General features: G+C 54.8%; 7 protein-coding genes and 1 pseudogene. 7 read left to right on the top strand and 1 reads right to left on the bottom strand.

All coding sequences use genetic code 11. From position 1 onward, the window contains the following. Nucleotides 1-62: 62 nt before the first annotated feature. Nucleotides 63-884, top strand: coding sequence for a DUF1176 domain-containing protein (locus PHX60_RS15130; RefSeq protein WP_366144395.1), 822 nt, complete (start codon nt 63-65; stop codon nt 882-884). 28 nt (nt 885-912) lie between these two features. On the opposite strand, the gene yjjJ is transcribed toward PHX60_RS15130, so the two are convergent. After that, nucleotides 913-2259, bottom strand: coding sequence for a type II toxin-antitoxin system HipA family toxin YjjJ (gene yjjJ, locus PHX60_RS15125; RefSeq protein ID WP_300079430.1), 1347 nt, complete (start codon nt 2257-2259; stop codon nt 913-915). Between the two features lie 176 nt (nt 2260-2435). Here yjjJ and PHX60_RS15120 point away from each other — a divergent pair, with 176 nt between their 5' ends. From PHX60_RS15120 to PHX60_RS15095, 6 genes and pseudogenes are all read left to right on the top strand, one after another. Beyond that, the gene (locus PHX60_RS15120; protein WP_300079428.1) at nt 2436-2852 is read left to right on the top strand and encodes a helix-turn-helix domain-containing protein; all 417 of its coding nucleotides are present in this window, start codon (nt 2436-2438) and stop codon (nt 2850-2852) included. 15 nt (nt 2853-2867) lie between these two features. Continuing rightward, nucleotides 2868-4163: pseudogene (locus PHX60_RS15115) on the top strand (VIT domain-containing protein); the annotation flags it as partial. A 1388-nt stretch (nt 4164-5551) separates the two neighbouring features. Then, nucleotides 5552-6619, top strand: a complete 1068-nt coding sequence (locus tag PHX60_RS15110) for a ParA family protein (protein WP_300079424.1) — start codon at nt 5552-5554, stop codon at nt 6617-6619. Further along, complete coding sequence (locus PHX60_RS15105; protein WP_300079422.1) at nt 6616-7608, top strand: ParB/RepB/Spo0J family partition protein; 993 nt, start codon at nt 6616-6618, stop codon at nt 7606-7608. The genes PHX60_RS15110 and PHX60_RS15105 overlap by 4 nt, the downstream gene beginning before the upstream one ends. A 235-nt stretch (nt 7609-7843) precedes the next feature. After that, nucleotides 7844-10981: a hypothetical protein gene (locus PHX60_RS15100; protein ID WP_300079420.1), complete on the top strand. Its 3138-nt coding sequence runs from the start codon at nt 7844-7846 to the stop codon at nt 10979-10981. After that, entirely contained in the window at nt 10978-14859 is a 3882-nt protein-coding gene (locus tag PHX60_RS15095; RefSeq protein WP_300079418.1) for a hypothetical protein, read from the top strand. Before PHX60_RS15100 ends, PHX60_RS15095 begins: the two co-directional genes overlap by 4 nt. Nucleotides 14860-15101 lie beyond the last annotated feature (242 nt).

The following is a 15101-nucleotide window of genomic DNA, read 5'->3' as shown; positions in this document are numbered from 1 at the left end:
TGTCACGGATTCAGGAAGCTGTGACCGGCGAAGTCATGGTGGGCTAGTATGGTGAGAACGCGGTGGTGGACAAGTTGCCTACCGTCTTTCGCCTCTCCATGTCGATAAACGAGCAGACCCTGGGGAAAACGCGCTTTGATAAGAATTCAATGGTGTCCAGTTTGTCGGCCAAGCAGGTGGCGGCCCTCATCGCGGCACTCAAGGGTACCAGTGAAATTCATTGGACGGATGGTGAAAACTGGTGGGAGCTGTCCAACCAAGGTGCGGCTGCAGTACTGTTGAAGATGGACGAATACCAAGGGCGCATCGGAACCCAGGGCGCACTCATGCGCAAAGGGCCAAAAGGCGAAGAACAGGTACTTCCCCCGTTGCCCGTTCCAGAAGTGCTTGCTGCACCGCTGGAAAAAGCCCTGAGCCGCGACCGCCTGCTACAGACCCAGCAAGCGCAAGCCTTACGGAAATCATTGGCAAAGACCCTTGACAAAGACGATGCCTGCCCAGCCCTGACAGACCCTGAGGCCACAGGTTACGGCCAAAACGCGGTATCGGTGATACGGCTGAGTGCAAGCAAGCTGCTGGCTTCGACGCTATGCTGGAGTGGTGCGTACAACAACGGTCATGGGTACTGGGTGGTTGATAACAGTGTGGCTTTCAATCCTATTCTGGTGACCACCTTGGGCTCCGATTTCAATGACAGAACCATTTCCGCGACACACAAGGGGCGCGGCTTGGGAGACTGCTGGTCATCCGATGAATGGACATGGGATGGTCGGCAATTCGTTCACACTGAATCTTCTTCTACAGGCATGTGCCGCTTGCTTGCTCCCGGTGGGGCATGGTCTTTACCGGAAATCGTGACCAAAGTTCGGCAAGTTGCTCGCTGAAGCACTACTTCAATGGGTTGTCACCGTCTCAGCCCAGCAAGGCAATGCGCTGACTGGCTTGTTCCAGCTGTGCCGTGAGCGCCTGCACGCAAGGAGCAAAGTCGGCAGAAAATCGTTGTTCGCTGCGTAGCTTATCCAAGTAACGCTGTGCTACCGGCAAAATGCGATGCCATACCCGTGCAGCCACACTGGGGTGAAAATCCAATGGAGGCAGGGCGCTGCCCAATCCGCCACCACTTTGGGGCTGAAATGCCATTGGCAGCATGTCGTACGCAGGGGCCAGTGGATAAGGTTGCCCGTTGTCGTTGAGGAAAGAGAGATTGCCGGCATGCATATCGGTGTTGCCCGTCAGGCGGCCAAAGGCATACAGGGCTTGCGTGCTTTCGACAGCATCAGCGTGAACTATTTTTTGCTGCGCCAGTTCATGTACCAGCACCGGCCAAGGTTGGTGCGCTTTGCCGATAAATTCTGCATCCAACGCGGTAAGTGACATCAAACCGCGTCGCCCCACGGCTCCAACCCGGTCGAAGCGTTCTACTTCTAAAAAGCGTTGGCCGTTGTGGTCGTGTACCCAGCTTTGCACGACGTTGATGCCGGCTTCGCGCAAGGTAGTCAGTGCCCAATGTTCCGCCAACAGCAAATCACGCCAGCGCTGGGTAATTGGATTGCTTTGAGCCAGAGAAAACTTCACCAGCACATGCCGAGGGCCAACAGGAGTGTGGGCATAGGCGGTGAATTTAGGTTGCTCTCCAGCCGCAGAAGAGACCGGAAAATCCCCCTGCGTAGCTTGTTCGGCGATGTACACATAGCGGGCCGCTTTATCTGCCTCTGCGATAGGCTCAGGGGCAGCTTGCATGAGAAAGTGCGCCCGGGCGCTGTCACCCAGCAACAAATTTCCTACCGCATCGTGGCCATGCAACAGCAGCGCCCGCAAGGCATCAGTGTCGCTCCAATGTTGAATCTGGGTCGGTAGCCCTAGTGCAGCAGCATGGCGGTGGGCGTAAGCGCGGCCCCAAAATCCTTGGGGCCGCATGTCCAGCAGCCACCAAGGCAGGCTATCGCTGTGCATACCAACACCATCATCCTGCTGCATGACAAAGCCTTCTGGGCGTACTGCAATCAAAACACCCAGCGGCTGGATTTGCCCGCTAGCGTTGATACGGTAGACAGTCACATTTTCCACCCCACGATGGCGGTCACGCAGCGCATATTGCAGCGCACGGGCCGCACCCAAGCGCACCACCTCTGGCCCCAACTTTGCCAGCAAACGCGACAAAGTCGATTGGCTAATGCCCAACTCGGATAGCAACCGGCGCGGCTTTTGTGGGCCTTGGGACAAAAGCCGATAGAGTTTGTCCAGATGGTTTGTCATCATCAATTTGAATAGATTTATGAATGCTTTGTTGAATAGATTTTAGGTGTTTTGTGCCCTGCTACTTCCTGGGGCTGTTCAGCCGCCGCATCAGACAGTACAGCCTACACAAGAAGCACCTCAGAACCACTCATAAATAAACACTTATTAAGACAGTAATAGTGTGCTAATATAAAACCATGACACCTACTTACCTGCTCAACGAACTGTGCGCCTTGGTCGATATGCCTATCCGCACGGTGCGTTACTACGTGCAGCAAGGGTTAGTCGAGCGTCCGCAAGGCGAGACCCGTGCAGCACGCTATGGCCAGAAACACCTCGACCAATTGCTACTTATCAAAAAGTGGACAGCCGCCGGCCTCTCACTCGAACGCATCCGTGAGCTACTGGCAGGGCAAGAAACTGAAGTGCCTGCACGCTCCAAACGCCGTGGAATGCTTGAAGTGGTCAGTCGCTTGCACATAGCGGATGGCGTTGAGCTGGTGATTGAGCCCAGCCGTGCTGGCCTGACACCCGAGCAGGTGCGAGAACTAAGCCAGGGCGTTATGGCCTTGTTCGATGCCATCGAGGCCCAAACCAAAACACCGCAGGCGTGAGTCCACCACGGGGGCATGGAAATGTCACTGCGCCTGCACGATTTGCCACACACCCAGGAGAAAAACATGAGAAACGCGGTCTGCGAAACGAGAAAAGGTAAAAAACTGGTTCTGAAAAGCGTCAACGCCAAGGGGCAAGTGGTGGGGCGTATGTTGGACATGACGCTAGAGCAACGCTTCAAAAACCCTGAGCCGACCAATGTCGAAGTGGTCTATACCTTCCCCTTGCCCTGGCGCGCCGTGCTACTGGGCTTGGAAGTCGAGCTCAACGGCGAAACCCTCACTGGGCAGGTCAAAGCCAAGGGAAAAGCGCGGGCCGACTACGAAGAAGCACTGTCCGAGGGCAACACCGGTATTTTGGTGAGCGTCAACCATGACCACAGCTATACGCTAGAGCTGGGTAATTTGCTGCAAGGGGAGTCTTGCATCATTCGCCTGCACTACGTCCAAATTCTGCAGCCTGAACAGGGCTGCCTACGCCTCACCTTACCTACGACTATCGCCCCGCGTTATGGTAATGCTGTTCGTGATGGGCGCTATGAACCCCATGCTGTACCAGAGGTCAGCGCCACCGTCGTGTACCCGTTTGCCATCAGCTTGCTTATCCAGGGTGAATTGGTTCAAGCGAAAATCGGTTCACCAAGCCATCAAGTGGCCATCCGGTCAATGCCTGCCGTGGGTACCCAAGAGAGGTTTACGACCGAGGTCAGCCTCGCTGCCAAAGCCTGGCTCGACCGTGACTTCGTGCTGGTGTTTGACCAATTGCCGCATACTAGCCAAGGTCTGGCAGCTTGGGACCGCTTCGACGCTGGGTTGGGTGTTGTGATGGCCAACTTCACCCCCAAGCTGCCGAGCCACCAAGCCCTGCCGGTTGCCATGAAAATCCTGGTCGATTGCAGTGGTTCGATGAATGGCGACAGTATTCAAGCTGCCCGCAGCGCCCTGCAACGTATTTTGGATGGCTTACAAGAGCGCGACCGCTTCAGCCTCAGTCGGTTTGGCAACACTGTGGAGCATCGCAGTAAAGCGATGTGGAAAGGTGCTCCTGCCGCTCTGGCCGCCGCCAGGCGCTGGGCGCAGCAGCTAGAAGCTGACTTGGGTGGCACGGAGATGAATGCCGCGATTCTCTCCACCTTGGCTTTGCCAGGCGCAGAAAACAAAACTGTTTTGCTCATCACGGATGGCGAAATCCAGGCTATCGACACCGTGCTAGAAACTGCTCGCCAGTCGAAACATCGCTTCTTTGTGGTCGGCATTGGTGCCAGCGTTGCCGAAGTTTTGTTGCGTCGCTTGGCCGAAGAAACTGGCGGCAGTTGTGAATTTGTCGCCCCTGGCGAACCAGTGGAACCGGCTATCCTTCGACTCTACCAGCGTATGCGTACCCCAGTGGTAACCCAGAGTCGGGTCGAATGGCCACAAGGTTGCCGCATTCACGCCGCCTCCGACCTTCCAAGAAACGTGTTTGACGGGGATGACGTGACGGTTTTTGTGCGCCTGCATACGCACAGTGCGGAACTGCTCAGCCAAAATGTGCGCCTATTGGGGCGGGTCGAAGGCATACAAGAAGAAATTTGCTTGGCTCAAGTCCAAGCTGAATTCATTACCGATGAAGCCAACACCCTGGCCCGCCTAGCGGCCAACCACCGCTATTGGCAGCTCAAACGCAATGCGCAGGATGTGCCGAAGGTACTGAAAAAGCAATTGCCGACACTCGCAGAAAAATACCAGCTGGTGACCGATGACACCAGCCTGATTCTGGTCAAGACGCGTGCCGAAGGCCAGCAGGCCCTGGACATGCCAGAAATCCGCACGGTTAAAGGTATGCTGGCTGCTGGCTGGGGCGGACAAGGTAGTGTGCTGGCAGCCTCGATGGCACCGTTACAAAGTGGTGATCCTGTCGATGCGCCAATCTATAGCACGGCCGTTCCTACTGTCTGGCGTACCAACCGCAACCAAGCTGCCGCCAAGGTCGATGCGCTGTCCTCGGGTGGCATGGACGATTGGGAAATTCCAGCATTTCTGCGTAAGCAATCTGAAGACCAGATAGAGCAGAGCGAACCCACTTGGCAGCCTCCGCCATCGACACCGTTGTTCTGGATTGCTGCGGATGATGCTGGAACACCAACCCAAATCCATCCCAGCTTGAGCCCCGCTGGGCTTGTTGAAGGATTGAAGAAAAATCCCCAAGCCGTGTGGCCCAAGACCTATGAGGGGCTGGGCAGTATTGCACTCTCACAGAGCTTGATTGAATGGTTGGACTTAGTCATCGGGCAACAGCATCCAGAAGGGGAGGTGGTGTTGGCCTTCTTGCAAGTGATGAGTCGGATGGACTTCACTTTGCGCCAAACTGTCTCAGGTGCATTCAAAAAATTCACTGGGTCCGTCGAGGGCAAGGTCTCTGACTTACAGCGGCAACTGCAGGAGCGGATTGCCACGGCACTCAGCGGCATCACGGCCACCACTTGGCCTGCTGGAGTACTCGATTATGCAGAGGTTGGCCAGCAAGACTGACCGTTTTTACATCCAAATTCTGGCAGTGAAGGGAGGTGGTGAGCTATCTCCTGCCAGCTTCTCATGGGACATCTGCGGCCAGGCTGCAGCTGAATTGTTTTATAGTTTTTTATAAAAAATTACAAAAAAACTTGCAAAGTATTGTTCCAAAGGTATGCTACAGCCTATGTTGACAACGTGGGATAGTGATGCCTCGAGCAATTGATTTCAAAACGTCGGTAGCACTCTCGCTGTCTGGTCTCAACGTGCCTGCAAAAAAGTTCCATGAACTCTGTGGACGCGAGAAGCCGGCAGGACAGCACCACATGCGGTATAGGCCATCGGACGTTCGCGCTGCCAAGTATCGGGCAGCAGGTATCGAACCACCGGCTATCGACCAGCTTCCTTTGCGAACCAAATTGCCGCCGGTGATTGTCACCCGAATGACCAAGGGAGGTGTCGGAAAAACGAGTATTTCCGTGAACGTCGCCGCAGCCATGGCCATGATGGGCTACCGCGTACTGATGATTGACGCAGACCCGCAAGCGTCTGCCTCGAATCTGTTGGGAATAGAGACCGCCATCTATGAAACCGACATACTACACATAGGCCATTTCCTGAAAAAGCCGAGCAATGCACCAGATGAAGACCTTCCTGGTGCCATCAAGCACATCTATGAAGGCGGCTTCTTAGATTTGATTCCAGCCGACATCACTTTGGCAGAGACTGATGCCAGTTTGGTCGCTGTCCTGTCGAGCCACACGCGCGCTGAGTTGTTCTTGAACCGAAACAGCACATTCTTCGCACAGCATTACGATGTCATCGTAGTCGACACTGCACCGGGAACCACGCCCGTTGGACTGGCTTTTTCTTTTGCTGCCAAACAGTCCGGCAAGGTTTTGACTGTGGTCGAGCCAGAAGGCAGCTGCCTGCGGGCGCTGGACTCCCTTGCCTCCAATCTTGCTGAAATTAAGGCCATCACCGGTGCAAATATCGGGATGGAAGTTGTTATCAACAAGTACCACCCAAGTCTGAAACACGTGCGCGAATCAATGGGATTTTTGTACTCAAAGTATGGCAGTATGCTCAATGACTCTATCATTCCACAGTTTTCCGGATTTGCGCGCCAGCTCAGTGCGGCGGCAAAAGAAGATGCTGGGCCTCTGGTGGAATTCGAATCGATTTCCATCGGTGCCGCTGCCGTCATTGATGTAGCCAAGAGCCTTATCCACAGCTACGGTATCACTATGCCTGGCCTACCGGCAGGAGTTGAATGATGTCAAGGCCGCTTCCAAAACTGTCTGGCCTTATCAAGTCCGGTGCCGTGGTGCCTGCGACACCAGTGTACGAACTTCCAGACATTCCTAGTCCTGTTGCCCATGATGAAACGCCTACCCCTATAGAAACCCAAGATAAAGCAGCTTCGGCAGAGACCTCGAATGGGGGCCGCAAGCTGACCACGGTCCATGTCAACCTGATTGACCCCAATCCTCTGGCACCACGTGAAGTCTATACACCGGAAATGATTCGGAACCGGGCTGAAGACTTGCGCGTTCAGGGTCAGCATGACCCCATACACGTCATACCCAATCCGTCCGCTGCTGGTCGTTTTATCATTTGCGACGGTTGGACTCGTGTTCAGGCATGCCGTGAACACAAGGTATTCGATACCTTGCTCGCAGAGATTCACCCCAACCTTAGCCTGCAAGAGTCTGCTTGGTTCGGTTACGAGCAAAACGAAGGCAGGTCTCAGCACTGTGACCTGGACCGGGCCATGTTCTATGAAAAGCTCATTGCAGCTGGGGAGACGGCGGCAGAGATTGCCCGCAGGGCCAAGCTCTCAAAGACCATGATGAGCTTTTACCGGGCCTACGCAAAACTACCCGAAGATGTACTCGAGATTGTTCGTATCCATCCGACCAAGTTCGGTGCTACGGAGGCGTATCAACTTGCGAAGCTCTACGATAAAGCTGGCATCAGAAAAACGGTTGCTCTTGCGAACAAGTACGCGAGCGAAGACCAAACACAGCGCTGGCTAACGAATCAGGTTCAAACTTTCCTGAATCCAAACGCCCAAAAAACCAAGCCCACAGGCAAGACCATCAGGTACGCCAACGGCGTTTACAAGCAGTCTGGTGACTGTTTTGAGTTGACCATCACAGTATCGGCAGAACAGCGTGATGCGTTCGCCAAAGGACTGGAAGAGCTACTCGAGATGGCTGCAATTGAACAAGCACCTACCGCGGAGCAAAGTTTAGTCAACTAAACTCTGCGCCCCCGTGGCCGAAAAAGGGGGAGCCAAACGCAATCCGTTAAGCCTTTGCAGAGCCAGATGCAGACAACCAGCGGTAGTACCGCTTGACATCCTCTCCGGGCTGAACCCCGAGAGGCTTCTCGCGCACTTGGTAAACTGAAACACTCCATTTTGAAATCCACCCACAAGCTTAGGTTTGCTCGTGGCGTGAAGTGGCTCACTACCTGCCAAGAAAGGAATCCGACCTATGTCCCCCACCAAGCCCTCTATGCGGGGCGGTGCGAGGCTGGCTGCTAATGCCAGCGCGCCCTCGCTCCATCTTGCGCCACTGCTGGAACTGCTGGCCAAGGCACTGGCTCCCACCAACAAATCCCCACAAACAGCACTGCCTTTAGTGGCTTTTGACGGCTCTAAGCTCGTCATCAACACCCGGGGCGTGCTGATGCGCCTTTATGATGACGAAGATTTCATAAAGCAATTCACACCCAGTGCAGCTGCTGGATTCGTGCGTGACTTGACCATGCCTCGTCACGGTACCACTGCCAGAGTCGGTGGGCGACTGCTGCACGGCTCAGACAGCGCAAATACGCGCGGCATAGAGAAGCTACAAAACGCTACCTCTGCTGTGCTGGATAAGGTGCTAGAGGGAGTTGACCTGTCCTGCTTGACAGTGCCATCCCTGAACAGGGCCTTGCAGTTAATGGCACATACAGTGAATGAAAAACTGCCTTTGCTTCCGCAAAACGCAGCCCTGGTTCCAGTCGTTTTTGCCTCCAACGAACGCAAAGCCGATGAGCGCCGCCAGGACATTGGCAAGGTACTGACCGCCATCGAGACCGTGGAAGGCCCAGACCGACTGGTGACGCTTTGCAATGGCATTGCTGCCCAGTTGCATAAGCAAGATGCCGATGAGGAAGACATCGAAGAAACTGTGCGCGAAATCATGGGCCGACGCCATCGCCCGGGTGACCAAATTCGCCAATTCCTTGAATTTCTTGACGATGGTGCCTTGTCCCGCGTTCGGCTTCAGGTGATGATGAATCTGATGGAGGCGCTGGCCACCCAAAGCAACAAGTCTGGATTCAAAGCCTACGTGGCTCGAATCAAAACCTGTTTCGAGATGTTTGCGGGTGTTCGGGGTGTCTCCATCGAATTGAATCCCAGCAGCACCTACGGGGCATCCAATATTTTTCAACTTGGCGGGTATGTGCGCCAAGTGTTTTTTTATAACTGCCTGCCCGTATGGGTACAGTGTTCAGCACAGCTGTTTGAGACCTGCACCGAGTCCGCGACGCAACGTGAAGTTTCCTACCGCTTCCGGGTCAATGGTGACAACCCCCATATAGGAAAATCGGCTTTTCTCTCACGCCTAGACCAGATTCGGGAGCGGCTCGAAGAGCAACTTGAGAACCATCGCTCAAATTCAGAAAAAGCCAACTCTGACGTGCGCCGGGAGATAGCCGAACTGGTGTTTCTGTTTCTCGTGGTTCCGGATTCGCTCGACCATCCGTCGCCAGTGGATATCGAGGCCACTACCGAGCAAATTGCCAAATATCTCCAAGACAACCCTGAAAAGATACTTGTGTATTTGCAGGACAAGCTGGAGAAGCGCCACGCCACTATGGATGGCATTGCCGACGAATTGGTCAACTTGCTGCGTCACCAAACCAAGCAAGTTATCCACCAGACCAACCATGCGGCTGATAAATTCACTGTATCGGTGCATCGTGGCATCCTCAACCTGGAAGCACTGGACTGCCTAACCTCCAACACCAACATCCTGGCAAAAGCCGAGCAGGGCCAAGATGCGGTGGCTTGGTTTGAGCACCTCACTGTTTCCCAAGAGTCCATCATCCCAGGCAGTCTGATGTCTTATGTAGTGCGGACGCAGCTCAAAGAGCGCTCCTTAGCTATTGCTGGCGATGCCAAGATGGTGACAATGCGCCGCGAGCTCCAGCAACCCGTGTTGCCAGTTCGGTTTGTACCGTTTCAATGGCTCAAGCGGGAACAACAATGGGTTCCAGACGCTGGCCTAGCGACCACCTTCGACACAGGCCACGGCATCGATGTCCAGTATGACCTGAAGCTACTGCAACTGTCAAAAGATAAGAACGATATTGAAAAAGCCAAGTCGGAGCAACTTCGTGCCGCCAGCATTAGCGCCTTCACTATCACGGTTTATGTGTTGCTATGGGAGTTGCAACGGCGGGTGCGTGCCGCCAAGGAAAACGTCTCCATCAGTATGCTGCGCTTGCAGCAGTCAGGGCGCAAGCCCAAGCGCGAAGACGAGGCCAAAGACCCCAACACCGCCATCTACGCGATTAGCCATGCCTTGGAAACAACACTGGCACGCGAGGGCGGCATCCAGCTACAAGGTCTAACCACCATAGCAACCAAACCGGGCGACCTTCACTGGAAGCGCGTTGGTGCTTTGAACGCCCTGCTCGCAGCCCAGCCCATAAAGTTTGACCTTGACGGGACACTGGACAAGGTGGCACTGGTCACCTACGTCACGCGGCCCTGTGATTCGCATCCAGAACATACCGATGCGGATGGCTATTTGTTCATCAGCCGCACTTATACCGCCGAACGCACCTGCGCTGGTGCGACCCTGCGCGTCCAAAACATGCGCTCGCGTTTGCTGGAAAAGCGCGAAGAATTCAAAAATCTCCAGCCAATTCTGGAAGAAATAGCCCGACTTCGTGCCGCTGGGTACAGGCATGTGATGTTGCTCTCGCATCATTTTGGCAACCGCCACATCGGGCGGGCGGCCGAACGTCATGCGCCGCACGGCACCTTGGAGTTTCTTGATGCTGCAATGCAGCGTTTTCCTGAGCTCCATTTGTATCCCTTGCGCCGTGACGTGTTCCCAGCAACCCGTCTGCGTCGGCGTAGTGCCGCCGAAAGTGGATTCGAGGTAGTCAATTTCAAAGACCACCAAGAAATGTATCAACAGATGGCACAGGATGCTCTGCGTAGTGTGATGCCCATCTACACTTTTGCTACCTTGAAAGCCGTAGGGGACGACAAAAAGCGCCCACAATCGGGTTTCTGCACCTATTTTTACGATGCTGAGCAGCGCGTCACGAACATTGAAGCGGCGAAGACTGCTGAAATGAACATTCTGGGCCTCAGTCAGACGGGTGAGGTGCAGAAATCCTTGGTCAGTATCTTGCGTGCCATCCATTTCTTGGAAAGCGAAAAGCCGTCAGAAAAATCGCTCCTGCTGCCGGTTCTCGACCCATTCAGCTGGGTCAACCCGACCAAAAATAGTGCAGTAGGTGAGATTGAAATCATGAGCCGACGCGGCAGCCGCGCGGTACTGCTGTCTTTGCCAGCGGTGTTGGCCCATGTTACGAAAGTTCTGCACAAGGAGGTGCAGTGAGCGAACTTCCGTTTCAAAAACAAGCTGAATATTGGGGCCAAGCATACGAAGTGCTGGTCAAGCGCGGCGTGCTGGCCTATCTGCTGGAGGCCCACCTTATCCGCCAAAACCGCCCCGGCCTGCAGCGCTGGCGAGAGTTTAAGCTGCTGGAGATATCCAAACAGCTGTGTCTGCATCTCGATATCACCGACTTGGCGATGCGAGACGTGGTCTCTGCGGCGACCCAGCATCTGGCCTTTACGGCCTATGGCACAGGCTATACCACCATGCGTACCTATATCGACAAAGTGCGCGAACATTTCAAATCTGCCAGCAGCTTAGAAGTGCGGGCTCTTTGGTGTCCGCTCACCCTACCGGGCGAGTCTACCCAAGCGGCAGCCGTGCGCGAACAGACCAGACAAGCGTTTTACGAAGAGTTTGGGCTGCATGGCAGCCTCAATCCCGACTGGTCCAGGAAGGGACAGCCTGCCAATTCTGACTTTACTCTTTGGCTCACTTCGCCCGGCAAGCGCGATGATTTTCTGTTGGTGCAGGAGTATTCGTTCAATATGCCGCCGCAGTTACAAGATTTTCGTGAACAGAGCGCGCATCTGGATGAACTGATGCGCCATCGGCGCAGGATGGACTCGCGCAGTGTATTTGCACGTATCTCGGCAGAAGTCGACGGCGAACAGTTCAAGCTCTCGCCAGACATGGCCCACCACCTGAATGCTCTGACCTCTTACGACAAGCCACTGTACAAGCTCTGCCAAGCCAGCTCTTACGCCGAATCGACGCTCTTGCTGCTGCAACAGCAGGGACTGCTACAAAAGGCCTGCACCACCCGAGCCTTGGCCATCACCCCGCATGGGCTGGAGAGCCTAGCAGCGCGGTTTATTCCAGAGAAACAAGCCCAAGCTGACCCGCGTTGCCAACTCATGGGCCAGCTAGGACAAGCCTACCGCCAGACCCAAAAGCTGGCCGATGGCGATGACCTCGGCCTGCAAGAGCAAATAGAGAAAGTGTTTCGCAGTATGCTTGGCAAGCTGCCAGCACAGCTTAAAAAAGGCATGAAAGCGCTGCAAGCGGAACCTGAAGCCGGTCAGGACTACGTGTTCGAGTTCAATGAAACGATTGCGAATTTCGCCAACCCAACCGACAAGTTCTCGCTGGACGATGCCGTGGCTATGGTGGAAGAAAGCGCTGAACTGCAAAACTACTTTGGCGGCTCTGCGCGTCAAGCCATTGGTACCTCGATGCGTGACTTGGCACACGGGGCCGAGACCCTCTCGCTGCGCGATATGCACGCCGCCGCCATCATCGCTGGGATGCAGTATGCAAAATCTGGTCAACTCAATGTGTTGGCTTTGGAAGGCAACCCTGGTATCGGCAAGACAACCGCCATTCGCACGCACTTGGGTAAAAAGGAGGATGGCTATCTTTTTCTCTATGTCAGTCCTCGGGTCATCATCAACCGGGAAGTTACCCACAGTCTGGCCAGAAACGAGGTCACCAAAGCACCAACCGGCATCTTGACCCTGACTACCCATGCCGCCTTAATTGCCGCTGCCCAGAAGTGGCACGACCAGCAAGCCGAACAAGGGCTGGCCGCCAAGCGCCTTATCGAATGCACAGTGGTGGCTGATGGCGTGCCTGACTTACTCAAACCAGACAACGCGGGCTTTCTGGTGCTAACGCCGGAACAAGAAGAGCAAATCGATGCAGATGTTTCCGCCCACAAGCTGATGAAGCACACCCTGTCAGAATACGAGGACTTGGTACAAGACCGCCCTCTGATGGGGGTACTTAGGGGCCTAGCGCTGACCTCCAAGGAGCTGTTGGCACGCAATCCAGCGCTCAATCGATTGGTGCTGACAGCGGCTTTGCAGGGTTTCCGGCAGCAGTCGAACCAAAAGACCACCATCGATGCTTTGTCGAAAATCTTCTCAAATGCAGCCAAATCTGCTGCCGGACGCGCAGAGCGGCGGGCCTTTGCCAAGCGCATACCCAGCATCGTCGTCATGGTGGATGAATTGACCGGGGATGGAGCTGGTGCTCCGTTCGTACACGCGGTGGCGCAGTGGCTATCGGATGAGTTTATCGATTGCTTTGAAGATGCCGACGAGCGTAGCCCTTTCACCGTGACGCTGGTGGTATCAGACGCTTCGCTGTGCAATGAGGTAGTGCTGGAGCGCTACCTGAATGCTGGCGACCGGACACCAGACAAGATGCTGATTTCCAAATCCGAAGGTGACAGGCCGTTTCGCGTTGCAGCCACACCCGTGCGTCTTGCACGTCAACGGCGTCAAGCCTTGCACGTCATGACCAACAGCTTTCCGGCCAGTGAGCTGCATTTGCACTACCGGGTCAAAATGACATCGGTAGAGATGGAGCAGCAGCTTGGTCAACAGGAAACCCCACGGCAAGCCATTCGCCGTGTGTCTGCCAAAGCCGTGTTGCACAACGCCGCTACCGAAGTGTTGAATGCACTAGACGCAGGGGCCCAACAGGTGATTTACTTTGCCCAAGACAAGGCTTTTTTGCGCCTGCTGCAAAAGCGGCTCTGCGAAATAGACTCCGAGCGGCTCCATGATGGCAACGTCCACATCCTTGATGCGTCGGTTCCTGGGTGGAGACGCAAAAAGCTGGTTGAGCCACAAAACCGCGACCAAGCAAAGGTATTTTTGATGACTTCTTCGGGTGCGCGTGGCGTATCGTTCCCGAAAACAGACTGGATTTTGGCCAGTGTGCCCCGGTTCAACGTCGAAGCCGGGCTGATGGAAATTGCACAGCTCATTTACCGAGGTCGTGGTCGATACCAGAACGAGCACGGCGAGTGGGTATCTGGCGACAACGTTCCACGCCATTTGGTGATGTTGGTTGATGATTATTTGGTGAGTGAAGGCAGAGATACGCGGCAGTGGCTGCGCCAGTCACTCGATTTAATGACGCTGCTGGTGACACTGCGCTCGACCATCCTGACGCGCATCACTGGAGATTCTGACCTGCGCCAAAAACTAGCCCTTGTACCAGTCGGCGCTGTGGGTGTGGAAGAACTCATGAGCCTGATGTCACAACATGTCTCGGAGTTCGTGCGTGAGGCAGAAATTTTTAAAGTGCAGGGAAGCAACCGCGAACTACAGGCGCTTGCTGTTCAAGCCCAAAGCAACATACAAAAAATCTTCTCGCGTATGAAATTGGAGGGTGTACCCAAGCGCGACAGCGATAAACGCACCCTAGCGAGGTGCGAAGACATGCGCAGGCTCACAGACTTGGTAGCCAGCGGCTTGTCACCGTTGCTTGTGGCCGCTGAAGAGGGAACGAGTCTAGCCAACCATATCAGCTTCTCGGGGCCAGTCGTTGTCGAGTCCTGGGCCGACTTCGCAAAGCAAGAAATTTTCTCGTTTGAAGGCCATGCAACCCAGCTCTACCAAACCACGAAAGAGTTGATGGGGCAGCTCAAAGCAATTGAAGAGCAGCGAGAGTTTCCGCCTGTTTTGCGCCATCCAGCAGCGAATTTACGCAAATTACTGCAACGCCAACAGCATGAAGCGGCCAACGAATTTAGCACGCGCAAAGAACTGAAGTCGCCTCACACCTGGATTGCCTTGCCAGCTGGCTACTTCCAATTTCTGCACACACAGAGGCAGGACGAGGGTGAATTGTTCTGGCTTTCTGAGTCGGCGCTATGGCAGGAGGCACTAGGCCAGACCTTAAACGCCGGCTCAGGACTCATGCCACCATTGGCTCAATACGAAAGCTTCCCTTGGGTGGCAACGGTGGGTGATGTCAGCCCCCTGAAGCTGAATCTGGTCTTCGATGACCGCTACTTTATGGCCTCCAATGAACTGAATCTGCTCAACACCCTGCTACTGGCGAAAGAGCAAGAGCAGGCTTGAATTCACAGATGCCTCAGAGAAGAAGGCTTTGTTGCTATCGTGGCTCTGAAAGCTTCAACAAATCCTAGCGATTGCAGCAGCATGGATGCCAGCCGGGGGTAACACCCCCCGGCTGTAGCAGTTCGCATCCTTGTTTGAGTTGGTAGCCTACGCAACGCAAGGCTGTTGGGGGAGGCTCGCTGCCGTTAGGCAGTGAGGGGGCGAAGCCCCATAGTTTTTTAGGACTTACCTGAATCCGTGAC

Source organism: Giesbergeria sp., assembly GCF_028686475.1.
Lineage (GTDB): Bacteria > Pseudomonadota > Gammaproteobacteria > Burkholderiales > Burkholderiaceae_C > Simplicispira.
Note: the sequence above shows the minus strand (reverse complement) of the source record. Positions and strands in the feature narration are given on the sequence as shown.